This window comes from Vibrio sp. Hep-1b-8, assembly GCF_006124995.1.
In the GTDB taxonomy this organism is placed as follows: Bacteria; Pseudomonadota; Gammaproteobacteria; order Enterobacterales; family Vibrionaceae; genus Vibrio.
This window is the reverse complement of the sequence record NZ_QEWN01000012.1, coordinates 1-25,051: the sequence shown is the minus strand read 5'-3', so window position 1 is coordinate 25,051 and position 25,051 is coordinate 1. Positions and strand designations below refer to the sequence as shown.

Here is a 25,051-nt window from a genome sequence, read left to right as displayed (position 1 = left end):
TTACTGCCTTACCTGAATGAGTACGCTTTTGCCTTTTTCGTTGGTTCCAAGAAAGGAAGTCCAACCAAGCGCTATGTCCGCAGATCCACCTAACACAAAGTCAGGAGCTTCGTTATCGTCCATCGTCAGCTCTAGGTCATAAGCCATCTGCTCACGCAAAATGAGCTCGACCAATTTACACAGAGGTCCGAACTCTTGACCTGAAGGTAAAAAGTCGGAGAATTTTTTTCTCGATAACCGGCTGATACAAATAGTAAATTTGCCGTTACAATCGACCACTGATTCCCCAACCATTGATGACACCCCAAGTTGCGAGTTGGCGCTCCCCACGCGAGTTTGCTGCGAGGGGTCAATTCTTACTGTGCGTCGCGTCCACTGCCTAATCTCAACCTCTTCGAGATCAAAGCAGTGTGCAATGATTCCCGACACCACTTGAGGCGAGCGACTACGTCCGGCGAGTGTTCCCGAATAAGCCAACATCTTGCACCAGTTAATTGGTGTATCCCCTCGGAGGTCAGGCGATCCTAGACCGACCAATGACAGCAATTGCGCTGAGAAGTCATCTTGCGCATCTGGCTGAAAGCGCACAAAGTAGCGATATTTTCTCCAGATTCGATAAACCAAATTGATCAGGCGGTTATTAAAAAAATCCACAAACGGCAGCTTGGCACCACCAGGCTCTTCATTTAATAACTGCTCAACCACGTACCCGGGAAGCGGTGACTGCGCGCCTGACAGCCCAAAGAAATTGGTCATCATGACCATTCTCTCGTCGTTGAATAGTTCCAATCGATTCACATCCGACGGAGAGAAGCCTAGGCTTGGGTTGGCACTAAACACTAATTTGCACTGGCGCTCCCAGATATCCTCTTCTGGATTCATCTCATTCAGTTTTTGTAGCAACTCAACAAGCTGATAGAAATTGTATTCGTGGACATCATTTGGCATTGCTACCATTTCAGGCAGCTCTACTCGTTCCACTAAATCAGTGGCTGCATCCCTGCCTGAGTACCCCATGTGTACCTCTCTTGATTAGTGATATTGACCACGTGTAATTCATGGAATGAGTTAATGCTCGCGTACAGGGCAAAGAAATGGCTCAACACTGTCCCAAATAGGAACAAGTCACCTTCTGAACCAAAGCCTGATTGATCCATATGCAGCGTCGATTGAAGACCACGAACCGGTAACCCTCTTAGAATCTTATCTACTGGTTTAGACTCTATCTTGTGAATCGCATCTAACCTCTGTCTCGATACCATCTCTGCCTGCCTATCAACCAAAGCTTTGAAATCGTAGGCTCTAAGTACACTGCTAAGGGCATCTTTTGACAGCAACGATAAATAATTCAGTGACAAGTTAGAGATGAGTGTCCATAGCAAGCTGCCATCTAAAACGGGGCGTAGTGATTGCGAAGGCACAGAAATATTGGTGAAGGTAGCAAACGGTGGCGAGGTATCCGTCATCATACAGATATCCCCCACCCCCAACTCGAGTGGTAGCAGTCTGTTGGTACAGTTGAGCTTAATTGAGACCGCTTCATCAACATCAAACGATGTCGTTTCATCGCTTCGGACAAATGAGATAAAGGATTCAAAACCATCGGCGCGAATACTCTCTTTGACACGTAACCGGTAATAGAGAGCCGTTCGATTTCTTACCCTTTCAACTTCATGCTGAAAACTTTCAAACGATGAATAAATACGCTCAGTTCCGCGAACTCTTTTTCCTTGAGATGTGGTGTCTTGCCATCCCGAAACACTTTCTATGTTAAATATTTCATAGTGGGATGGCTTACGGCTTGACGGCACCACTCTATACTCCGACTGACGACCAGTCAGCGAGATAGGGTCTGCATCGTGTTTAAACAGATTAATGATGGGTGTGCAATACAGCTGAAAATTCTCTTTTGTGATCCTTACGTCGACAGGAAGCGTTTTGGAGAAATGCAGCTTAAGCGTGAACTGTCCTGTCACATTTTTAGGGATCGCCTTATCGAGACCTGATAGATCAAAGAAATGGAACGCCTCAGAAAAGGACAAGTATTCTTGTAGGATTCGATAGCCTTCATACACATTGGTCGGATACGGCAGCAACGCATCCTCACTATCAAAACCTACGGGTTTGAAATGCTCTTTTGCTAGAGGAAACTCAGTGCCAGCAACATCGATGCTGATCTTATCAAGGTAGTGATTTAACCAAAGGTAAAGCATTTGTGAGCTGTACTGATCTCCACCTAGGTAAAAGCGGAGACTATCTAGCAACGAATGACCAACGTTAACATCGCCAATAAGTTTTAATTCAATATCAATCGTAGAGGCATCTCTCGTGTGCTGGGCTTTGACATCATGACAGCCCAATGGATAAAGCTTCACTTCTCGACAAGTTTGAAATTGGCATTTCGTGCCAAGTACCGGCTTACTGTCGACTTTGGTCCCTTTAGCGATAACGTGTTGCTCGCTGAGACCCGTCTTTGGAGTAAAAGCCAATATACACATGCTAGGGATCGGCCTTAGATAATTAGGCCACAACATGTTAATCATTGAGTGAGTCAGTTCAGGGAACTCATCTTCCACTTTTTGTCTTAGTCTCGCGGTCAGAAAAGCAAAGCCTTCTAGTAGACGTTCAACGTCCGGATCCATGGTTCTGCCATGGAGAAAACGAGAAAGCTGAGGGTGAATTTCCGTAAACTCTCGCCCTTGCTCCTTTAAAAAAGCCAGTTCCTCTCTGAAGTACTTATCTTGAGTCATAATCCCTAAATCACTCGATATTTTCTGTTTTGGTCGAGCAGCAAACTGAACTGAACGCGATCATGTATTGCTTCACTGTTGATTTCCGCTGTAATTTTGAATTTCAACGATAGGGGACTGTAGCTATCGGTTTCAGGCACAACTTCGACCTTCTGTAGCCTAGGCTCAAAGTTATTCAGACAATCCTGAATAGCGAAGGTGATTTTAAGAGACAAATCAAGCGTATCTAGCGTCGCATCATTAAAGTCGATGAGACCTAACTCTCGTGAGCTTTGAGCACCACCAACACGTGTGTTTAAAATTCTCGAAACATTCAGCTTGATTGACTTGAGCACATCGCTGGCATCAGGTCCTTGAGTTAAAGAAACGTTAGTAGAGTTGGCTTCTAAACGTTCGAAGAAGCCAACACCAAACGTACTTTCTTCCGGTGCAAAGTACGCCATATTTATTACGCCTGATCTAAACGACCAACCAAGGACAGTTCGAAGTTCGCACCCATGTATTTAAAGTGAGGACGGACAGACAGAGAAACCTGGTACCAACCTGGATTACCCTCTACGTCAGCAACTTCAATCTTCGCGGCGCGAAGTGGGCGACGACTGCGTACGTCTGCCGGCGGGTTCTCCTGATCAGCAACGTACTGCTTAAGCCACGTATTTAGCTCACGCTCTAAATCTTGACGCTCTTTCCATGAACCAATTTGCTCACGCTGCAAAACCTTGATGTAGTGGGCTAAACGGTTGACGATCATCATGTAAGGTAACTGCGTACCCAGTTTGTAGTTGGTTTCCGCTTCTTTTCCTTCCTTAGTATTGGGAAAGATTTTTGGCTTCTGAATAGAGTTTGCAGAGAAGAACGCAGCGTTGTCGCTACCTTTGCGCATTGTCAGTGCAATGAAGCCTTCTTCAGCTAACTCAAATTCTTTGCGGTCAGTAATTAATACTTCCGTTGGAATCTTCGCTTGCAACGCACCCATAGACTCAAATAGGTGTACTGGCAAATCTTCAACGGCACCACCACTTTTCGGACCAATAATGTTTGGACACCAACGGTATTTAGCGAAGCTGTCTGTAAGACGTGTTGCAAAGGCGAAAGCCGTATTACCCCACAGATAGTGCTCATGAGATTCTGTAACACTTTCTGTGTAGTTAAATGATTTGATTGGATTTTCTGCTGGGTCATAAGGAACACGCAGAAGAAAACGAGGGGCAGTTAGACCGAGGTAACGTGCATCTTCAGACTCACGTAGTGAGCGCCATTTGGTGTATTTCGGGCTCTCAAAGATCGATTTAACGTCTTTAATGTTTGGAAGCTCTTCAAACGAGTCGATACCAAAGAACTCAGGACCAACACTTGAAATAAATGGAGCATGAGCCATAGCACCAAGTGCACCCATATATTGAAGCAGCTTCATATCCGGTGTAGAAGGCGTAAAAGTAAAGTTACCCAAAATTGCGCCCGTTGGTTCTCCACCAAATTGACCATAGCCTGAAGAATAGACATGCTTGTATAGACCTGATTGTGTCGTTTCTGGTGCAAACTCAAAATCTTCAAGTAACTCTTCTTTGGTCACATGCAGCAGGTCAATCTTGTTGTTTTCACCAAAATCAGTGCGATCAACGAGCAGTTTCAAACCACGCCAAGCAGACTCCATTTGTTGAAACTGGCTGTCGTGCAAGATTTCATCCATCTGCGCGCTAATTTTTTTATCTAACTCAACCAGCATTTGATCAACAAGAGACTTATTGACCGCTTCTTCCGCTTGTTCAGAACCAATTAAGTTTTCGATGAACGCCGCAACGCCTTTTTTGGCAATATCGTAGCCTTCTTCAGTTGGCGCGATCTTAGTCTGCGCCATGATTTCATCCAGTAAGCCGCCTTCAGCCAGCTGGGGTCTTTCAAGTACCGTTTCTGTAGACATCAGGTTTTTCCTAATCCATTAAATGACGAATGTTATTGGTCAGTATTTTGTTTTATTTAGCATCTTCACTGACAAGGTTTAGCTCTTCGAGAAGCTTGTCACGCGAGTCTTGTGAATGCAGCAACTCTTGTAAGCGATCTCGGAAAGCTGGAATGTTGCCTAGTGGACCTTTTAACGCAACCAATGCTTCACGAAGTTCGATAAGCTTCTTAAGTTCAGGAACCTGACCAGCAATGGAGTCCGGTGCAAAATCAGCCAATGATTTAAAATTCAATTCAATAGGCAGCTCTGCATTTTCATCTTCAGTAAGCTTGCTTTTCACTGAAGTCGTCAGACGCAACTCACTTTCACGCATCACAGATTCAAAATTGTTCTTATCCACTGAAACGGTACTGCGCTCTTCAACAGGGGTATCTTCGGTGTGGCCCTTAAAGTCCCCAACAACCAATGTTTTGAGTGGAAGTTCAACTTCAGCTTGAGCGTCTCCTGTAGCCGGAATATATTTAATATTAATCCGCTCTTTAGGAGCTACGCTTCCTTCCTTAGACATAATCAAAGTTCTCCGATATTAAATTTAAAGGGAATGGTATTTATATTGACAATAAAGTAATCTGCAGATTGTCCACAAAGAACGTCAAGCCGAATAACTTTCTGTCAGATAAAGACTACAAGTTTATAAGCAGCTAATTTAACCGTTCACTAATTGAGTCTACGATAGATAGTTTATTAATAAGTATTCCAAAGATAGTCATAGTGGTAAAAATAGTTTATTTCAGACAGCTCATTTTTAAATGCTTCGGAGTGAGGAATCTGAACATCTGTGATTCGATCTAAGGTTTCTTGATAATTAGCCTCAACCTGCCGGTATATACTACTGAATCTGTCTTGTCCGGCATTTTCTAAATAGAGTTCATAGTATGCCTTTGCCTTTACCAAATCGGTCGTGACAAAGCGGTATCGGAGACTGTTGCCACTATAGATATTGCCTAACGTAACTAAAGAGGTAATGTCTCCTTGCGTCAGACCAGCCTCTCTCCACTCAAGAGCTTCCTGAAACTTGCCATTAGACTCCAAGATAGCTACATACCGCTTGATCGCAGGAATATACCCCGCAGTCGCTGCGTTTAAGTATAGGCTGCGCGACTTTTCGAATCGTTCACTTGCGAAGAAGTAATCACCTTCCCCATTCTCCAGCCTTTGCGCACTGGTCATGTAAGCGTTAGGTATTTCGAACGCCATAGCCTTATCTAAGTAATACTCAGATAGGTCGGCGTCTGAAGCGTGAAAATAGTCTGATAAATATAAATATGCGAGACCCGGTGACTTAGCCCCCATCTCAATCAGGCTGTTATAGTACTGAGTCTTATATTTGTCGCGCTTTGCAACGCTTAACCAGTCCCCATAACGATACAGATACTTAAGAGCGGGTTTGCTCCCGGCTTGCGCAGCTTTTATCAAGTAGCCTCTTGCATAGCCCGTAGCTCTGACACTGTCTTGGAAACCCATCATCTCCATCGCGTACGCATAGGCGCCATCAGGATGATCATTATCTGCTGAATACTTGAGATAAGCTCTCGCTTCTGTGTTGCGAAACTGCGCTCGAAGCAGCTTGCCATACTCATAAGCCTCTGCCGCCGACATTTTCTCGACATCATAATTTTCAATGGCCAACGCACTGAAACTATACGTAACAGTGGCTAGAATAATGGACAGCAGTTTCGTGAACTTTGGCACGACTACCACCCTGTGACTCGACATCATAACCGATCAGTTTCCCTACTCTCGCCGCAGGTTATTATAATATTTTACCGTACCAGAACCTGCTATTTAAGGCATGAGTTACATACCATCACCCACGGCCTCTAGAGGCCTAAAATAACTCTACTTAATCATCATATTTCAAAAAAATAACTAAGAATAAACTTACGTAATATTAGGAAATATCTGAGTGTCAAATATTAAAATAAATACTAAATTAATCATTCGCTAATTTTAGGCAAATGACAGCCCGTAGATCAAGCAATTTCTTGCTCGCCATTTATATCATTAACAATAAACTGGCCAATAAAATAGCATTATTCATTTATACGGTTTATAGTTCCAAATAAATGGCATCATAAATACAATATGTATTATTAACACCACTATTATTAAAATCTTTTATACTTGATCTATTGGTTCAAACTTAATTTGCATTATGGTGATTCTAATTCCACAAAAGCTAGATAATAAATTACAAAATAGTAAATAGTCGTGAGCCACGAAAATCCACTCAGATCGGCATATTTCCTAGAGTATTTATTTCATTTACATCATCCAATTCACTAAAAAAAATTTTCCTATGCGATAGATTTTGCTTATCAGGTAGAGACTGTATTCAAAGACATTAGTGATAAAAATCACATTTTTTGCTAACATGCTGCTAAATTACGTTAAGGATAATCAGTTATGGAATGTCGCTTAGGTTGTGGGGCATGTTGTATCGCTCCGAGTATTTCGTCGCCAATACTAGGTATGCCAAATGGTAAGCCCGCAGGGGTTCGCTGTATTCAACTCAATGACGACAATCTATGTCGGTTATTTGGTCAGAAAGAACGTCCTAAGGTTTGTCACGACTTTAAGCCTTGCCCGGTCGTTTGTGGTTCGACGAACGCCGAAGCGATAAGCAATATTACTGAACTCGAAGCATTAACATAGATCGAGTCTCTAGAATATCGATTTGAAATCGTCAATCGCACCTTCTCGCTAGTCCAAATAGTGAGTGTTTATCTCACTTTCCTACAAATTTTCGTTTCAGTTGTTAGAATCATAAAACTATTCCTTTCGTTCGCTGTTTGGCTCACACAATCATGACATTTGTTGCCTATGTTCTATATGTGTTTCCAATCAAACTTTAGGAATAACCAAATGAATAAATACTTTGCAGAATCTTTTGGCACTTTTTGGCTAGTGCTTGGCGGCTGTGGCAGCGCAGTGTTGGCAGCCGGCTTCCCTGATGTTGGCATCGGACTACTTGGCGTATCTCTTGCGTTTGGTTTAACTGTATTAACCATGGCATTCGCTATCGGCCATATTTCTGGCTGTCATTTAAATCCAGCGGTAACTATCGGCTTGTGGGCAGGTGGTCGATTTGAAGGTCGAAACGTTCTTCCATACATCGTGGCTCAAGTGATTGGCGGACTTATCGCAGCAACGGTTCTTTACTTTATTGCGACAGGACAGTCGGGGTTTGACGTCGCGGCGTCAGGTTTTGCGGCAAATGGCTACGGCGAACATTCTCCAGGTCAATACTCATTGACAGCTGCACTGCTCACCGAAGTCGTGATGACGATGATGTTCCTCATTATCATCATGGGTGCGACAGACAAACGTGCTCCTCAAGGTTTTGCTCCGATTGCGATCGGATTGGGTTTGACACTGATTCATTTGATCAGCATCCCTGTTACTAACACGTCAGTAAACCCTGCTCGTAGTACAGCTGTTGCTGTTTTCGTCGGTGACTGGGCTACCGCTCAGCTTTGGTTGTTCTGGTTAGCACCTATCGCCGGTGCCGCTCTTGGCGCTTTCGCCTACCGTTCGTTTGCAGGTTCTCAAGAGTAACAGACGTCATAAAAAAGCCGCGATAGATATCGCGGCTTTGCTTTTATTTGGAACGATTACAGCTTATGTCGGCCAAGTAGCGAATGAGAAAGTGTCGTACCATCAACGAGCTCTAACTCACCACCAACAGGAACACCGTGAGCAATACGGCTTGCTAACACGTTGCTTTCTTTACACAATTCCGCGATATAGTGAGCCGTCGCTTCACCTTCAACCGTCGGGTTTGTGGCTAAGATAACTTCCGAAATGTCCCCTCGACGTAGTCGATAGTCCAGAACATCAAGGCCGATATCACTCGGACCAATACCGTCTAGAGGCGACAAGTGCCCCATCAATACGAAGTATCGACCTGAGTACTGACCTGTTGCTTCTACCGCAGCTATATCTGCCGGACTTTCTACCACACAAAGTTGACCATTTTCCTGACGTTTAGGATTGGTACAGATGTGGCAAACGTCTTCTTCCGTGAAGGTTCTACACTCATTACAATGCCCAATTTCGGTCATTGCCTGACTCAGTGCATCGGCTAATTGTAAGCCGCCCTTTCTATCTCGCTGTAACAAATGAAAGGCCATACGCTGTGCCGACTTAGGGCCAACCCCAGGCAGACAACGTAAGGCCTCCATCAATTGCTCCAGCATATGACTGGTGCGCATTATCTAACCTTGTTGATTAGAAAGGCATTTTCATACCAGGTGGAAGTTGCATGCCACCGGTAATACTTGCCATTTTCTCTTTTTGAGTTTCTTCAACACGACGTGCAGCGTCGTTAAAAGCGGCGGCGATAAGGTCTTCAAGCATCTCTTTATCGTCTTCCATCAAGCTGTCGTCGATTTCAACGCGACGTACACTGTGGCTACCAGTAATGGTCACTTTCACAAGGCCAGCGCCAGACTCACCTGTTACTTCCATATTTGCGATTTCTTCTTGAAGCTTTTGCATGCGATCTTGCATTTGCTGGGCTTGCTTCATTAGATTGCCCATACCGCCTTTACCAAACATGTTAATCTCTCTGGTTATTTAGCTTGTTTCGTTATTAGATGGGGGCTGGCTCATTACGATTCAACCCCGTAAAATCAAATCGGTCTGACGCTTTCACTGTCGAGTTCAGCTGCAAACCTTTTTTGGATGAACTGGATATTCGGATCACTTTCCAGACTGTCAAAAGCGCGCTGTAAACGCCCTTGATACAACTTATCTCTTAACTCTAGAGGCGTCTCGCCACTTTCACCAATCTCAACACTCAAGTGACACTCTTGGTTAAGAACCCGGTTTAATTCCCCAAGCAACTCACTTTGTGCTCGATCTGTATTTAGATGCGCTTGCGATGCTCTCAACACTAAGGAAATGGACGCGTCACTCTTCTGAAAATGTGAGTTTAACGCCAACTGCTCAGTCAGCTTGGCCGTCGACAGTTGGCTGATTAACTCGGCCCACTCGCTCTGTTCTAGACTTTCTTGTACCAGCTTCTCCACCATTTCTGGTGTTTTTTCATGCTCTAACGCTTGCTTTAGTAAGGTTGGCGTCAGCTCAGTTTTAACCGTGTTTATCTGTGGCAGCGACGGTTTCCAGCGATACGGTTCATCGTCTGCCTCAGGTGTTGCATTGACATTCGGGTTAGACAATGGCGACACCTGCTCGGTTCCTGCGTGTTTTTTTGCTACACGTTCTAGAACAGATTCTGGTTTTGCAGATGTCGCATTAGCCTTTTTTGGCGTATTCCCTTGCCCTGAATTCACCCCATTGCGTTGAGAGCGGAGTTGATGCCTCAATCCAGCGACTCGAGAAGGTGCACTTGATTGTTGTGGCTGAGAAGGCTGTTCAATCGGTGCGGCAGAACTGGGCTGATTGCCTTGTTGTTCGTAATACTGCTGTACTTCATCATAGTTCGGCGGCTCAGGCATGTAATCGGCAGCCGGAGGAGCATCATAGTGTGCCACTGGTGGCATCTCTGGTTGACTAGGGCTCGCCTGAAGGACAGGCTCAGCAGTTTGATTGGTCGGCTGCATTGAGGATGTGGCAGAGCGAGATGAGGCATGACTTTGCTTAGGCGTCGTCATCTGCACTTGGGGTTCTACAGCAACAGAAATAGAGTTTGCTTGTGTTTGCGATGCAGGTCTAAACGCCATCATACGCAAAAGAATCATCTCTAAGCCAGTTCTCTCCGACGGTGCTAAAGGAAGGTCTTGTCTCCCTTTAAGCGCAATTTGGTAATAAAGTTGAACATCTTGTGGCGACAGCTGACGGCTCAATAGCGCCACTTTCTCTGCATCAGGCTGAGATTGGTCTAAGGTGGCAGGTAACGCTTGGTACATGGCTAAACGATGCAGTTGCGCAGCTAACTGCTGTAGCAAACCATCCCACTCAACACCATTTTGTGCAAGTGCTGTAACACAATCCATCACGACCTGAGGCTGTTTGGAGCTAATCGCTTCGAGCAGGTGTAAGGCTTGATCTGTATCTAGCGTACCCAGCATGTGCGCGACGCTGTCAGTCAAGACTTGTCCATTGCCCAGTGCGATAGCTTGGTCAGTCAAACTCAACGCATCACGCATACTGCCATCAGCAGCATGGGAGATCATTCCCAAGGCTCGTGCCTCTGAAACAACTTTTTCTTGCTGTAGGATATGATCGAGCTGTTGATGAATGTTGTCGACGCTGATCGGCTTCAAATGAAACTGGAGACAGCGCGATAAAATCGTTACCGGCAGCTTCTGTGGATCAGTGGTCGCTAACAAGAACTTCACATACTCAGGCGGCTCTTCCAGTGTTTTCAATAAGGCATTGAAACTGTGGCGAGACAGCATGTGTACTTCGTCGATGAGGTAGACTTTAAAACGACCGCGTGCAGGTTTGTATTGCACGTTGTCGAGAAGTTCACGAGTATCTTCAACCTTAGTACGAGACGCCGCATCGATTTCGAGCAGATCAACAAATCGTCCTTCATCGATCTCTCTACAAGTATCACAAACCCCACAAGGTGTGGCTGTAATGCCTGTTTCGCAGTTCAGACCTTTAGCAAACAGACGTCCAATCGTCGTTTTACCGACGCCTCGCGTTCCACTAAATAGATAAGCGTGGTGAAGACGATTCTGTGCTAAAGCATTCTCTAATGCAGTTAAAACGTGGGCCTGACCAACCACTTCATTAAACTTAGTTGGTCGCCACTTTCGCGCTAAGGCAAGATAACTCATGAAACTATACTCACTAATAACCTACCCGATTAATGTCCTTCAAACTCACAAATGCTGTAAACGTTAAGGCCAAGGCCTTCAAGACGTTTGTCACCACCGATTTCAGGAAGGTTAATCACAAATGCAGCGTGCTCAACAACACCGCCGAGTTGACGGATTAGCTTCGTTGTCGCTTCGATAGTGCCGCCAGTTGCCAAAAGGTCATCAACAACCAGTACCTTGTCACCTTCTTTGATTGCATCAGTATGAATTTCTAGGGTATCTGTACCGTATTCAAGCTCGTATGATTGAGCAACGGTCGCACGAGGCAGTTTACCTGGCTTACGCACTGGTACAAAACCGACACCAAGCTCAAGAGCTAAAGGCGCTCCAAATAGAAAACCGCGTGCTTCTGTACCAACGATTTTGGTAAAACCCATATCTTTGTACTTTTCAACCAGTAGTTGAATCGTCGCTTGGTAAGCACTTGCGTCTTCCATAAGACTGGTTACATCACGGAAAAGAATGCCTGGTTTTGGGTAGTCAGCAATGCTCTTGATGCTAGATTTGATCTGCGCAATTGTTTCAGTTGTCATAACTCTTTACTTAGATTGGCTAGGTTGGTTGACCAAGTTACAGGTAACGATAACCAACGATTAGCATGGTTCTCAGCACAATCTAAACTAAGGCTATAACCGAAACAGTCACCAAGTTTATTGTGCCTAAAAAACAAACGCCCACTCTAAAAGCGGGCACACTTCCTAGCAATCTTAGTGATTTTCTTCGCTGTCGGCAAGGTGCTCCATCACAGGCAAACGAATAAACCAACTCAGCAAAACTATCAGCATCAAAACTAGCATAATCTTTAACCAGAAATGCGGTACTACCCAGATTGAAAACGCAAAACTCAGCAAGATGCATACCGCTCCACGCTTTTTAACTTTCGCGGTAACAGCGCGATTTTTGTGCCAGTTAGTTAGCATCGGCCCAAACGTTTTATGGTGCCTTAGCCAATAGTGGAAGCGTGGACTGCTGCGCATAAAACACGCACTAGCCAGCAGAATAAAAGGGGTGGTAGGTAATAGAGGAAGGAATATACCGATGATGCCTAAAACTAGGCTGAGCATACCAACAAATTTGAGAAAGAGTTTACGAATATTGATGGCATGCTCCGAAGTCTGGTTTAGAAGCCCGCGTATCCATTTAACACGCGAATCCAGGTAAGAGTCGCTGGAAGCGTCGGGATAAGTAGTACTGCTATAAATCCTAGAAAGTAAAAAATATTATATGGTTCTTTAAAATCTTTGTCTGCCATGAGCTCACTTCTCAAATTGTAGGTGACGACTTATTGCCCAAATCATTAACTGAATGTTAATGAAATAGGCTATTTTTGTTTATGGCGGACTATACCCTAATCAGACGGTGACAAACACTGACTAAGATTAGGTTTTTTGGAAACTGTGATGCTCTGCGCTACGCTTTCGCTCCTTGATAAATATCGAGACTAAAACTGCTTGAACCGAGGCAATTTAACGTCAACTGACAGGCAGACTGAATTGGTAAATCTGAAGTGATAAAATTCTTACCACAGTTCTGCCCTAACAAAGCTCCGGCCGCAATATGCTGATTGAAATATCCATTTGACCATTGGGCATCTAACCCCGCAGGCAGCAAAGAGAGTGCCCCTTCAGATAAGTCAGCGATACCAAATAGCGCCCGAACTGGCGTGCTGCACCCCGTACATTTAATGCCCTTTTCCAATAGAGATGCGATATCCTTCAAGTCAGCATTAAAGCACTTCAAGTTGCGTAGATAATCGTGGAAAAGAGCTCTGATCATCAGGGTGGTTGCCGCACCATGCTGACCTTCACTGTCAGAATCCACTATATAAAAGGCGAACTGACCGTTCATCAACCACGCATAGTCAAAAACCAGCGGCATCACATCTATGGACTGAAGCAGTCGGTAGCTGCATTTCCAATCACCTTGGGAAGTATCTTTATCCGGCAACAGAGCATGAAGCAGGTCTTTCGCAGCACTTGGGTTGTCTTCCAAATACTCTAAATGCCAGTGTAACTCTTGTTCTTCCGGCATATCACCACTGTCCACTCTGAACCACTGGCTTGAAAAATCCCGTTGGTCACTCAAATGGTTGTCTGAGTCATCTAGCGTGTTCTCGATGGCGCAAGCAAGGTGGGCGTGATTACTGATCGGCTTGGCGAGGAAATCTTTGATGCCAAACCGGAGCGCTTTGGCCACATCCGATATCTCATCCGTCGCAGAAACGACGATTAAAGGGAGTGATGGATATTCCAAACTCACCTCTTCAACGAACTCTATTCCATCAAGAATCGGCATAGAGAGGTCGCAGAGTATTAAATCTGGTTCACCAGTACGTAATTTTTGTAAGCCATCTAGACCATCTTCTGCTTCAATGACCTTGTATCCTTGGGCAAGCAAAAAACCTGAGGTGATGCGACGAAAAATCGGGTCGTCATCCACCAGCATAATCACTTTTTGTCCACCAGAGACTGGTACTATCGCATTGGTCCCAACTTCGATTGTCTTATGCATAAACCTTCGCCTCACAAACTGCATGGGGTACAACGTTTCGTTATTTTTATTGTTGTCAGTTGTTTCAAACACTCTTTAAAAAGTAGTCGCGAAAGGCTGTTTATACAAATCTTCCACTTTTGACCTGAGTTGCATACTATATGTATGGGGTATCAAATTTCGCTGTAGTTGTTGATATGACTCAAGCTTTAGCATTTGATATAGATATAAATTAATCGAATTCGTAAAAATATGTGTCTGGTACAATGAAATTAGATGACCTAAACCTGTTTAGACTAGTAGTCGAAAATGGGAGCTATACAGCAGCTTCGCGTAAAACAATGATTCCTGTTGCAACAATTACGCGACGTATTCAGGCATTAGAAGAATCTTTAAACCTTCGTTTGCTTAACCGCCACGCGCGTAAACTCTCATTGACAGAAGCTGGCGAACGGTTTTATGCAGAGTGTTCACCTCTACTCAACCGTCTAACACTCGCTGCGGAAGAAATCACCGATGAGTGCCGCGGTGCTGCGGGTAAAATTCGCATCACTTCACCGTCGAACTTGACCAAACGAATGATGATGCCGATGTTTAACGCGTTTATGTGCCAGTACCCGGACATTAACATCGAGCTCACCACCAGCAATCACTCAGAGCAACTTGACCCAACCGAGTGGGACGTTATTTTCCGAGTCGGCCCTCAACGTGACTCAAGCCTTATCGCGCGTAAAATCAGCTCAGTGGCGGATATTTTGGTGGCGAGCCCCAAATATCTCAAAGCCCATCCTGCGCCGAAGCATGCGGAGGAACTGCATCAGCACTCGCTTCTAAAAGGGTCACCACTGCTCAAATGGCAATTGTCGAATAACAGTGGCGAAACCGTCATCAACAACGATAAAGGACGTTTTCAAGCGAACACGCTGAACGTGGTTAGAAGTGCTTGTTCGGAAGGCTTAGGCATCACTCTGATGCCAGATGTTATGCTGCGTGAATATATTGAAGATGGGAGCTTGGTTCGTGTGCTTCAAGATTGGAGTGCGAACCCTCGTGACATCTATATGTTGTACAACCACAAAGATCACCTCCCTGAGAAAGTACGTCTGTTTATCGATTTTGTTATTGCTTACAACATCCATTAAAAAGAAAAGAGCTTGGCATAAACCAAGCTCTCTCTTTATCGGTTAAAGGTATTCAACAAACTTACTCAAATCTCTGTCAGGCACCTTCATTGGTGTACAGCCTGCGGTTCCTAGATAAAGGAATCCGACTATTTGATCTTCACCCTCAAGAGCAAACGCATTACGCACCTCTTGGTGGAACATCCATTCGCCAGAGCGCCAGAAACCTTGGAAACCTTGCGCGACTGCCGCCATTTGCATCGCCTGTACTGCACAACCCGCTGATAGATGCTGTTCAAAAGCTGGGACTTTGTCATGCTCTGTTACTTTCGCAATAACAGTTATCACCATAGGTGCGCGAAAAGGTGCGTTCTTTACTTTGTCGATCACCGCTTGATCGCTTTGCTCTGCTTGCGCTGCTTTGAGCAGAATTTCGGACAGCTTTCCAAGCCCTTCACCTTGGGCAATAACAAAGCGCCATGGTGTCAACCCTGCATGATCAGGGGCACGTAAACCAGCGCGAATAATGTTTTCTAGTGCTTTACCTTCTGGAGCGGGCTCTGACAACTTGGCAATTGAGCGACGGTTGAGCAGTAAATCTAGAGCATCCATTTGACATCCTTTTTAGCGTTTTTGTTTTTTCTTCTTGATAATAACTCTCACAAATAAAAAAGGCGAACCTCTCGGTTCGCCTAGCGTAAATTTCTTGATAATCAGTAGAATGCTTGGTTAAGACCCGCTCGTGTGAGCAGCCCTTCACACGGTGCAAAACGGTCGCCGTATTTCTGCGCGTGTTCGTTCATAATTTCAACCAGCTTCTTAATGCCGATTTGATCCATGTAACGGAATGGACCACCTAAGAATGGAGGGAAACCAATGCCGAAGATCGCGCCGATGTCGCCATCTCTTGGACTACGGATGATGCCTTCATCAAGACAGCGCACCGCTTCATTGAGCATTGGTAACACGCAGCGTAGAGCTATCTCTCTTTCAGCCAGTTTGGATTCTGGCTTGAGTGCGAGCAATTTATACACCGATTTATCGACGTCTTTCTTCTTACCTTTATAGGTGTAGAAGCCTTTACCACTCTTACGTCCTTTACGGCCATCATTCAGTAGCTTGTCAAACACATCAGGCCCTTGGAAGCGTTCACCCAGCTCTTTGACCAATATAGGCATGATTTTAGCGCCAATATCGACACCAACTTCGTCAAGAAGTGTAATTGGGCCAACTGGGAAGCCGAAATTAAGCAGTGCTGTATCAAGCTGTTCAATAGGCTCACCAGCCATTAGAACTTGTGCAGCTTCGTTCATGTAAGGAGCGAGAATGCGGTTTACATAGAACCCTGCGCAGTCCTTAACAACGATCGGCGTTTTACCTTGCTTACGAGCGAATTCAACCACGCTGGAGATGGTTTCATCCGACGTCCCTTGATGAGGGATAACCTCTACCAAAGGCATCTTCTCTACTGGGCTAAAGTAGTGGAGACCAACAACATTTTCAGGTCGCGCCGCCTTCTCAGCAATTTGATGGATCGGCAACGAAGAAGTATTAGTGGCGAAAATGGTGCTATTTTTCGCGTTCTCTTCAACATCAGCAACCATCTGCTGCTTAAGTTGCAAATCTTCGAATACTGCTTCAATAACAATGTCAGTATGGTTGAATGTGGTGAAATCTGTACCACCAGACAACTGTAGCATCTTGTCCTGAAGCTGAGCTTTCGACAAAATCTTGCGTTTTCTCTGCTTTTCAAACAAGTTGTAGTTGTATTTTAGCGCGTTCAATACACCGTCGTTAGACACATCTTTAATACGTACAGGTACTTTTGCTTTGGCTACGCTTACGTGGCTAATACCAGCCCCCATTAAGCCACCACCGAGTACCGCCGCACGTTGTAGTTTTTTCGGTTCAACGTCACTACCGTGCTCTTTTTTCATCTCTGTTGTGGCAAAGAATATTGAGCGCAGTGCTTTTGACTCTGGAGTCATAACCAGTTCACCAAAACGCTCAGCTTCTTTCTTCTGACCTTTCTCAAAGCCATTTTCTAGGCCAAAACGAATAACTTCTAGGATGGCGTCAGCAGCTGGGTAGTTGCCACGAGTCTTCGCGCGTGTTTTCTTTGCTGCCTGCTCAAAGATCACTTTACGGCCAAGACCCGTATTTGCCATCAACTTCTCTTTGGTTGACGCTTTACGTTTTGTCTTGCTTTTGCCTGTATGTTTCTCAACAAAGCTTTTTGCAACGTCTAACAGAACCGTCTTCGGCACAACGGCATCAGCGACACCTAGCTTCTTCGCCTTTTTCGCTCTTAACTGCTTACCTGTTAAGATCAAGTCTAATGAAGGCAGCAAACCAATCAGGCGAGGTAAACGCTGAGTACCACCAGAACCTGGTAGCAAGCCAAGTTGTACTTCGGGTAGACCAAGGCGCGTTTTATCAGAATCGGTACAAACGCGATAATCACACGCCAACGCAAGTTCCAACCCCCCCCCAAAACATGGGCCATGAATCGCCGCCACTACCGGATAAGGTAGATCAACGAGCTGCTGAAACATTTGCTGACCTTTTTCAGCCAACGCTTGCGCCTCGGCCGCACTGGTGCACGCGTCCAACATGCGGACATCGGCACCCGCGATAAAGTTGTCTGGCTTGAGGGAGTGAACAATCAGACCTTTCAGTGACGACTGTTTTTCAGCCAACTGCGTGAATATTGACTCCATTTCTTCAGCAAACGCTGCTTGAAGTGTATTCATTTTTTCGCCCGGTACGTCGATAGCTAACCAAGCAATGTTTTGTTCATCAATTGATAAGTTAAATGCGGTTTGTTCACTCATTATTCTACCTCCAATACCATTGCCGCGCCCAAACCACCTGCAGCACAAGCGGTGTTAAGAGCAAGACCTCCACCACGACGTTGCAGTTCTCTCAAAGTTTGAGTAATCATACGTGCGCCTGTTGCAGCAAATGGGTGACCATAAGCAATTGAACCGCCAAGTACGTTGAACTTATCCATATCAATCTCACCGATTGCTTTAGATCGACCTAGCTTTTGTTGAGCAAATTTATCGCTGGCAAACATCTTCACATTGGATAGCGCTTGAGCTGCAAATGCTTCATGCATATCAATTAGGGTGAGATCAGAAAGCTGAATTCCTGCTCTATCGAGTGCCATTGGCGTCGCATAAGATGGCCCCATCAGCATGTCGCTTTCAACTCCAATTGCAGAGAAAGCATATGAGCGAATATAACCCATGATGTCTAAGCCAAGCTCCTTCGCTTTGCCTTCACGCATCAACATGATGGCGGCAGCACCGTCCGTTAGAGGGGTACTGTTCGCCGCTGTAACACTACCGTATTGGCGGTCAAAAGCGGCACGAAGCTTCGCGTAGCCTTCAATCGTAGAATCTTCACGGATATTGTTATCTTTCGCGATCCACTTTTTATAAGGTTCAGGGAAAGCTGTCATCACTTCACCGGTAATTTTTCCTTCATTCCAAGCTTGCGCAGCTAAGGTATGAGAGCGATGGGCAAGCTCATCCTGTGCCTGACGTGTAATACCATGAGATTTTGCCATTTGTTCGGCAGTCTGGCCCATAGACAAACCCGTCGAATATTCAGCAACGGCAGGCGGTACTGGCATCAAGTCTTTAAGAGAAAGTGTTTTTAGGATATTGAGCTTCTGGCTAAGCGTTTTGGTTTTGCTCAGAGCAAGTAGATTTGCAGCTAGCTTCTTAGACACACCAATTGGCAAGACAGATGAAGAGTCGGCACCACCAGCAATACCTACATCGATTGTGCCAGCCATAATGCTTTCGGCAACATTCACCGCAGACTGAAAGCTTGTCGCACATGCTCGAGTGACACTGTAAGCATCGGTATGGATGTGCATACCGGTACCCAATACAATTTCACGAGCGATATTTGGCGCTTCTGGCATTTGCACCACTTGGCCAAACACCACTTGCTCAATCAGCTTAGGATCGATTTCAGTGCGAGCCAGCATTTCGCTCACCACCATTTTGCCTAGGTCCACCGCTGGAACTAGGCTAAATTCTGTACTTTGACGTGCAAAAGGCGTTCGCAATCCTGCGACAATCGCCACGCGTTCTCCTGAGCGAGTCTTCACTTCCTGCTTGCCCATTGTTGCTCCTTAATAGATAGAGGTCTGACCAGAATCATTGTAACGAGATTGTTAATTCAATCAAACGCTCGTTTGAATAAACGTGACTCAAGCCAGATTCCACATTCACCGTGTTTAGATGAGACAATTAATACAACATAGGTAGGTCGATAAGTCAGGGCCAAGTGAAATCAAAGCTAACAGCCATCTCTGACTAAGATTTTAGGCAAAAAAAAACCACACAAAACTGTGTGGTTGGAATATATAAAAAGCAATTAACTTACGCCAATTGAAATAATCAGTTTCCTGATTAGGAGAAAGTAAAGTCAGCCTTCAAAAGGAAGTGTCATCTTGCTCAACTTGTCGATGTAAACACCGACTAGATGACGGGTGTTACTATAACCGTTAGAGTTAGCTAGATTTTGAAGTAGATCAATTTTAGTTCGATTTCTATGTCGTTGGACTTATATATCTCCCAATATAGTTGTGAGGTCACGTCTAAATCCGGCGATGAATAACACCAAACATGCGCAATTACGGTAAAAACGCAGTGGCCAGTAACCGCTCATTGGACATGATTGTGGCATGGATAAAACAAAAATAAGAAATCACATGGCAACAATGGAGGCACATGTGTCAATTATTCAATTTTTTGGAAAGAAAAAGTCCAAAGATCCGGTCAACTCGGATATGGACAAGCAAAGAAAATATGAAGCTCTTGTAAGAGCCTATCACCGTGACTTATATCGATACGCATATTGGCTGTGTAAAGATCCCACTATTTCTGAAGATTTGGTTCAGGAGACTTGCTTAAGAGCCTGGAAGTCACTCGATAGCTTACAAGATGAAAAAGCCGCTAAGTCTTGGCTCATTACGATTTTGAGACGAGAGAATGCGCGCCGCTTCGAACGTAAACAATTTGATCTGGTTGATATCGAAGATCATGGTAATGATGCCAAGACCTCTGATGATCCCCATCATCAAACTCAATGGGTTCAAGCACAGATAATGAAGCTTGAAGAAGAGTACCGCGAACCACTGTTTCTTCAAGTTGTTGGTGGGTTTAGTGGCGAAGAAATCGGTGACATTCTTGGCCTTAATAAGAATACCGTTATGACACGCCTCTTTAGGGCACGCAATCAACTGAAAGAGTTATTAGATTCAGACAATATACAAAGGGGGCAGCAAAATGGATGAACTCGAATTCCGTCGACGCATTATGTCCGACCCTAAACAGCGAGATGAGTCAATTAATGCGGCTATCTCAGCAAGCGATCAAAACCGCCAATTTGCTGATGAGATTCTTGATCTTGATAAACACATTGCAAAAGCAATGGCGGTTGAAGTTCCTGAAGATTTGGCTGATAGAATTTTGTTCAACCAAAGTTCTGTACTGGAAGACAAGATTGTTAGACCGAATTTCGCTCGTAAAGCGATGGCAATGGCCGCTTCAGTCGCCTTTGTTGCGGGCCTGCTCGTGGGACAACTAAACTGGGGTAATCTTATCATCACACCAGCGCAAGCTAGTCTGGCTAATACAGCGATTAAACACGTAATCGATGAAAAGCCGTTTGTCGCTAAGTTGGATGAACGCGTCGAGTCCTCACAGATCAACGCCAAGATGATGCCTTTTGACCATCAACTGTCTGACACCTTCCCTTATCACGTTTATTACCTTAATCACTGTGGGTTCGGTAAATCAAACGCAGTACATATGGTATTTCAAGGTGAAAAAGGCAAAGTCACGATGTTCTTAACAGGCATCGCATCAGATAAAGCAATCAACTTTGAAAAAGATGGTATGGCTGGGATTGTCGAGCCTATGGGGAATAACAGTTTAATCCTCGTCGGTGAAAAGGGTGAAAACGTGGCTAAGATCGCTGAAAGTCTGTCAAATATCATCAAACCTCAAAATTAACAGTCTGGTAACATTTCGTGACCTACATCATGGCTTGAGCAACGCGCTCAGGCCATTTTTCTAGCATAAAAGTAGAGCACTAACTCTAAAAAGATGCATTTGTCAGTATTTTCCTGCCAGATAGCCATCATTTACACAATTTTATTGCCAAAGTACCTAATGGTCGGATTTCTATATCATATACTTGGGTCTACTATCAGCCACCACTGAGCTTTTGCTCAAATAATATCGTCCACTAGAGACGAACCAAAAAGGAAAAGCAAAAATGAACAAGACGCGTCTGTTTAAAAAATCACTTTTAGCAGTGACTATCACAACCGCAACTCTAGCTTCGCAACACGCTCTCGCTGCAGGCTTCCAACTTAACGCTCAATCAGCAACAGGTATTGGCCGTGCATTTGCTGGTGATGCAGTAATTGCTGATAATGCTGCTGTTATGGCTCGTAACCCAGCTGCAATGGCTCTATTTGATAAAATGGAACTATCGCTAGGTTTCGAAAGCATTACTTCAATGATTGAAGTTAAAGATGCTACTTATACAAGTGGAGCATTAGGTCCTGTTGCCGATACTGATGACGTTGGTGACACTTCTATTGCTCCAAATATTCACTTGATTGTTCCTGTAAATGATAAGTTTGCTTGGGGCGTTAATGCTTACTCAAACTTCGGCACAAAAACTGAGTTCGATGATAACTACGTTGCATCTGAATTTGGTGGCCTAACTGACGTTAAGAGCTTTAACCTTGGTCTTGCAGCATCATATCGAGTTAATGAGCAGTTGAGCTTCGGTGCTGGCCTGGACTTGATCTATGGTCAAGGTACTTTTAAACGTACAGGTAGTGCCCTACTTGGTGGTCAATCTGTTATCGACATCGACAAGGCAGACGGTTGGGCAGTAGGCTTTAACGTTGGTACTGTATATGAACTAGATGAAAACAACCGTTTTGGTTTAGCTTATCGCTACAGCCCTGAGTTCGAAGCAGAAGATGATTACGGCCAGAAGGTAACTCTACAGCTTCCTGACATTGCTGAGTTCTCTGGCTACCACAAAATTGAAGATACACAGTTTGCTGTGCATTACAGCATCCAATACATTGGTTGGGGCGACTTCGACAAAATTGATTTCTCTAACTTAGATGCTTCACAGTCTACTCTGGGTGCAGGGCTAGCAGCTGCAAACGGTGGCGTTTACTCGAGTGAGTACATGTGGCAAGACGGTTGGCACTACGCTATTGGTGGTACTTACTACCTAAACAGCGACTGGACTCTACGTGCTGGTTACATGTATGACACAAGTGCTCAAGACTCAGTGACGTCAATCTCTGTACCTGACTCAGATCGTCAGTGGCTATCTGCTGGTTTCACTTACCACATTGACACTGCATCGAATGTTGATTTCGGCTTTACTTACCTAATGGGTGATGATGTACAAGTAAGTGAAACATCTTCAGCGGGTACATCAGTAACAGCTACTACTCACGCAGACGCTATCCTAATGGGTCTACAATACAGCCGCAGCTTCTAATTTAAGCTAACGCACTAATACCAAGGGTCAGTAATTACTGGCCCTTTTTATTGCGTTAAATTCCCCTTCCAGCAATACGTTATCAATTAACCACGCCGATTTAAGCTTACACCTGTATCCGAAAAACGTTTGTCTACAACACATGTGTTCGCTGAGTTTTGGAAACACACTCTTAACATCCAGCGTTTTCATCTGCCTACGCATTATATCTAGCATTTAACTCTAAAATCCATCTGTACATTGTTTTTAATTTTTAAAGTAATAACTCTAACCCTATGATCGCTCGACTGATATCAAATCAACTCAGCGAACATTACAATGAAAATGAATAAGACTCTCCTATCTATCGCAGTGGCGGGTAGCCTATTATCAACATCAGCGGCAGTAAACGCAGCAGGCTTCCAGTTAGCAGAATACTCAGCGACAGGCCTTGGTCGCGCATACGCTGGCGAAGCAGCAATGGCTGACAGCGCAAGTGCACAATGGCGCAACCCTGCTATGCTGACGTATCTAGAAGGTACTCAGATCTCTACTGGAGCGATTTATGTTGATCCAAACATCGACATCAGCGGTGAAGTAACAACAAATTCTGCTACGGGTGATCGCCGCGGTGCAACCTCCTCAAAAGATATTGCTCATAGTGCGGTTATCCCTAATCTGTACCTCTCGCACAAATATAACGACAAGTTAGCTATTGGCTTTGCTCTTGGCACTAATTACGGTATGGAAACTGAACTAGAATCAAGCTTCACAGCTCTTCATTTCGGTGACAAAGCCAGTGTTAAGACGGTAGAAGCAGTTGCCAGCCTTGGCTACCAAGTCGTTGACAGCTTCAGTGTTGGCGCAGGTGTTCGTTACGTGACAGGCGAAGGACACTTTGGTGCAAGTCTTAAAAGCGTGGTAGATGGTTCAGTGACAACCCTTAAATATATGGAAGGGGAAGATACATCATGGGGTTACCAACTAGGTGCCGCATGGGATATCAATGAACACAACCGAATAGGCGTAGCTTACAAATCAGAAGTAACGATGGACTTTGAAGGTACTGCATCTGGGGTTTCTTACACACCATCGAAGCCAGGAACACTTTCAATTCCGCTACCCGCAGCATTAGAAGTTGCAAGCTTCCACCAACTAACGGATACAGTATCGATTCATGCAAGCGTCAACTGGACAGATTGGAGCAAATTTAAGGAGCTTCAAGCGCAATTCGCGACTGGTCCAGATACGATAAAAACGGAAAACTGGAAAGACAACTACCGCTTTGCTGTAGGTGCAACTTATCAATACGATGCTAAGCTAGCATTACGAACTGGTGTGGCTTATGACACTTCAGCTGTTGATGATAAAAACCGTACCACAACAATTCCTGAAACTGACCGCACATGGTTAAGTCTAGGAGCTAGCTACCAGTTCACTGACCAATTCTCACTAGACGGTGGCTTTACTTATATCCTAGCCAAAGATGCGCCAATTAAAGAACCACGTGATAAATCAGATGAATTTGCTGCATTAACTGGTGGTAACTTTGAGGGTGAGATTTCAGGCGATGTATGGCTAATCGGTGTACAAGCTAACTACACGTTCTAATCATTAGAAATATTTAGTAAAAAGGGCTTGGTCGATGACCAAGCCCTTTTTTATCAACAATATCCAGCGCTTTAGAACTCTTCGAGATACTCATCCAAAAACGCTTCTTGATCCTCATCGTAGTCATCTGTTACGACTTCAGCTTTGAAGTTCTGACGCTGGATATAAGCATCACGAGTCAATGCATACGGGTCAGGCGAGTTGTCAAGCAGCACTTCTTGGTTAACGAGCACTGCACGAGTCTCCATTCCTTCTAATGCCCATTTACCTAGCCCTGCCCAGATATTAAGAAAGGACAACGGTACATACATACCGTCGACAACATCTGTCGCTTCACGGACAGTCCATGGGCCGTAACCCGGAACCATAACGTAGGGGCCATTCCCTACCCCGTAATGACCCACTGCGTCACTGAACGCTTTTTCATTATGGTCAGTGATGCCCGCCTCTGATGCGATATCGATTAAACCCGCTAAGCCAAACGTGGTGTTAATCCAAAAGCGGTTAAAGTGGTCAAGCGCTTTACTGCCATTGCCCATCAACAGATTGTTAATCATGCTAGAGGGTTCATCGAGGTTGCCTAAAAAGTTACGGATGCCACTGCGGATCGGAGTTGGCACGTAATTTACGTAGGCCAAAGAGACAGGTCGTACGAAATATGGGTCTAGATAATCATAGTTAATGGTCCACATTGAACGGTTGAAACCTTCAATAGGATCATAGGCTTGTTGCTGGCTTAAGCCTTGCTCATCATCGGGAGGCGTGCTGGCACATCCAGAC

Annotated in this window: 23 protein-coding genes; 7 read left to right on the top strand and 16 right to left on the bottom strand. The window is 44.7% G+C overall.

The annotated features are described in order from the left end of the window. From tssG to DA100_RS04075, 6 genes are all read right to left on the bottom strand, one after another. The gene (tssG, locus tag DA100_RS04100) at positions 1-1,017 is read right to left on the bottom strand and encodes a type VI secretion system baseplate subunit TssG (protein WP_138971020.1); all 1,017 of its coding nucleotides are present in this window, start codon (positions 1,015-1,017) and stop codon (positions 1-3) included. Further along, the gene (tssF, locus tag DA100_RS04095; RefSeq protein WP_138971019.1) at positions 981-2,750 is read right to left on the bottom strand and encodes a type VI secretion system baseplate subunit TssF; all 1,770 of its coding nucleotides are present in this window, start codon (positions 2,748-2,750) and stop codon (positions 981-983) included. The genes tssG and tssF overlap by 37 nt, the downstream gene beginning before the upstream one ends. Before the next feature lie 5 nt (positions 2,751-2,755). Continuing rightward, the gene (tssE, locus tag DA100_RS04090; RefSeq protein ID WP_138971018.1) at positions 2,756-3,193 is read right to left on the bottom strand and encodes a type VI secretion system baseplate subunit TssE; all 438 of its coding nucleotides are present in this window, start codon (positions 3,191-3,193) and stop codon (positions 2,756-2,758) included. A 5-nt stretch (positions 3,194-3,198) separates the two neighbouring features. After that, a complete protein-coding gene (gene tssC / locus DA100_RS04085; RefSeq protein ID WP_171052132.1) occupies positions 3,199-4,674 on the bottom strand; it encodes a type VI secretion system contractile sheath large subunit in 1,476 nt (491 codons plus the stop codon). A 49-nt stretch (positions 4,675-4,723) separates the two neighbouring features. Then, positions 4,724-5,221: a type VI secretion system contractile sheath small subunit gene (tssB, locus tag DA100_RS04080; protein ID WP_138971014.1), complete on the bottom strand. Its 498-nt coding sequence runs from the start codon at positions 5,219-5,221 to the stop codon at positions 4,724-4,726. Between the two features lie 176 nt (positions 5,222-5,397). Beyond that, positions 5,398-6,405, bottom strand: a complete 1,008-nt coding sequence (locus DA100_RS04075; RefSeq protein WP_138971013.1) for a sel1 repeat family protein — start codon at positions 6,403-6,405, stop codon at positions 5,398-5,400. 714 nt (positions 6,406-7,119) lie between these two features. Between DA100_RS04075 and DA100_RS04070 the strand changes: the two genes are divergently transcribed. Beyond that, entirely contained in the window at positions 7,120-7,368 is a 249-nt protein-coding gene (locus tag DA100_RS04070) for a YkgJ family cysteine cluster protein (RefSeq protein ID WP_138971011.1), read from the top strand. Between the two features lie 210 nt (positions 7,369-7,578). Beyond that, the gene (gene aqpZ / locus DA100_RS04065; RefSeq protein WP_138971010.1) at positions 7,579-8,271 is read left to right on the top strand and encodes an aquaporin Z; all 693 of its coding nucleotides are present in this window, start codon (positions 7,579-7,581) and stop codon (positions 8,269-8,271) included. Between the two features lie 56 nt (positions 8,272-8,327). On the opposite strand, the gene recR is transcribed toward aqpZ, so the two are convergent. The 6 genes from recR to DA100_RS04030 all read right to left on the bottom strand — a co-directional run bounded on the left by recR (position 8,328) and on the right by DA100_RS04030 (position 14,018). Next, positions 8,328-8,927 carry a recombination mediator RecR gene (gene recR, locus DA100_RS04060; protein ID WP_138971008.1) on the bottom strand — a complete coding sequence of 200 codons (600 nt, stop codon included), beginning with the start codon at positions 8,925-8,927 and terminating at the stop codon, positions 8,328-8,330. Between the two features lie 16 nt (positions 8,928-8,943). After that, on the bottom strand, positions 8,944-9,273 hold the full coding sequence (locus tag DA100_RS04055; protein ID WP_138971007.1) for a YbaB/EbfC family nucleoid-associated protein: 330 nt from the start codon (positions 9,271-9,273) through the stop codon (positions 8,944-8,946). 74 nt (positions 9,274-9,347) lie between these two features. Then, positions 9,348-11,465, bottom strand: coding sequence for a DNA polymerase III subunit gamma/tau (dnaX, locus tag DA100_RS04050; RefSeq protein WP_138971006.1), 2,118 nt, complete (start codon positions 11,463-11,465; stop codon positions 9,348-9,350). 29 nt (positions 11,466-11,494) lie between these two features. Then, on the bottom strand, positions 11,495-12,040 hold the full coding sequence (apt, locus tag DA100_RS04045; RefSeq protein ID WP_138971004.1) for an adenine phosphoribosyltransferase: 546 nt from the start codon (positions 12,038-12,040) through the stop codon (positions 11,495-11,497). Between the two features lie 174 nt (positions 12,041-12,214). Next, positions 12,215-12,571 (bottom strand): YbaN family protein, encoded by a 357-nt coding sequence (locus DA100_RS04040; protein ID WP_138971003.1) that lies wholly within the window; start codon positions 12,569-12,571, stop codon positions 12,215-12,217. Positions 12,572-12,917: 346 nt separating this feature from the next. After that, positions 12,918-14,018 carry a response regulator gene (locus DA100_RS04030; protein ID WP_138971001.1) on the bottom strand — a complete coding sequence of 367 codons (1,101 nt, stop codon included), beginning with the start codon at positions 14,016-14,018 and terminating at the stop codon, positions 12,918-12,920. 245 nt (positions 14,019-14,263) lie between these two features. On the opposite strand from DA100_RS04030, the gene DA100_RS04025 reads away from it, so the two are divergent. Continuing rightward, a complete protein-coding gene (locus DA100_RS04025; RefSeq protein WP_138971000.1) occupies positions 14,264-15,139 on the top strand; it encodes a LysR family transcriptional regulator in 876 nt (291 codons plus the stop codon). 42 nt (positions 15,140-15,181) lie between these two features. Here the strand turns inward: DA100_RS04025 and DA100_RS04020 are convergent, their stop codons facing one another. The 3 genes from DA100_RS04020 to fadI all read right to left on the bottom strand — a co-directional run bounded on the left by DA100_RS04020 (position 15,182) and on the right by fadI (position 19,259). Then, the gene (locus DA100_RS04020) at positions 15,182-15,730 is read right to left on the bottom strand and encodes an NAD(P)H nitroreductase (protein WP_138970999.1); all 549 of its coding nucleotides are present in this window, start codon (positions 15,728-15,730) and stop codon (positions 15,182-15,184) included. A gap of 101 nt (positions 15,731-15,831) precedes the next feature. Continuing rightward, the gene (gene fadJ / locus DA100_RS04015) at positions 15,832-17,952 is read right to left on the bottom strand and encodes a fatty acid oxidation complex subunit alpha FadJ (RefSeq protein ID WP_138970997.1); all 2,121 of its coding nucleotides are present in this window, start codon (positions 17,950-17,952) and stop codon (positions 15,832-15,834) included. Beyond that, a complete protein-coding gene (fadI, locus tag DA100_RS04010; protein ID WP_138970996.1) occupies positions 17,952-19,259 on the bottom strand; it encodes an acetyl-CoA C-acyltransferase FadI in 1,308 nt (435 codons plus the stop codon). Before fadI ends, fadJ begins: the two co-directional genes overlap by 1 nt. A gap of 600 nt (positions 19,260-19,859) precedes the next feature. Between fadI and DA100_RS04005 the strand changes: the two genes are divergently transcribed. The 4 genes from DA100_RS04005 to DA100_RS03990 all read left to right on the top strand — a co-directional run bounded on the left by DA100_RS04005 (position 19,860) and on the right by DA100_RS03990 (position 24,271). Continuing rightward, complete coding sequence (locus DA100_RS04005; protein WP_138971037.1) at positions 19,860-20,435, top strand: sigma-70 family RNA polymerase sigma factor; 576 nt, start codon at positions 19,860-19,862, stop codon at positions 20,433-20,435. Continuing rightward, the gene (locus DA100_RS04000) at positions 20,428-21,156 is read left to right on the top strand and encodes a DUF3379 domain-containing protein (RefSeq protein WP_138970995.1); all 729 of its coding nucleotides are present in this window, start codon (positions 20,428-20,430) and stop codon (positions 21,154-21,156) included. Before DA100_RS04005 ends, DA100_RS04000 begins: the two co-directional genes overlap by 8 nt. Before the next feature lie 265 nt (positions 21,157-21,421). Beyond that, a complete protein-coding gene (locus DA100_RS03995) occupies positions 21,422-22,681 on the top strand; it encodes an outer membrane protein transport protein (protein ID WP_138970994.1) in 1,260 nt (419 codons plus the stop codon). Between the two features lie 318 nt (positions 22,682-22,999). After that, positions 23,000-24,271, top strand: a complete 1,272-nt coding sequence (locus tag DA100_RS03990; RefSeq protein ID WP_138970993.1) for an outer membrane protein transport protein — start codon at positions 23,000-23,002, stop codon at positions 24,269-24,271. Between the two features lie 71 nt (positions 24,272-24,342). Here DA100_RS03990 and DA100_RS03985 read toward each other — a convergent pair. Then, positions 24,343-25,051 (bottom strand): VacJ family lipoprotein (locus DA100_RS03985; protein WP_138970992.1); only part of this gene is annotated, 709 nt, incomplete at its 5' end.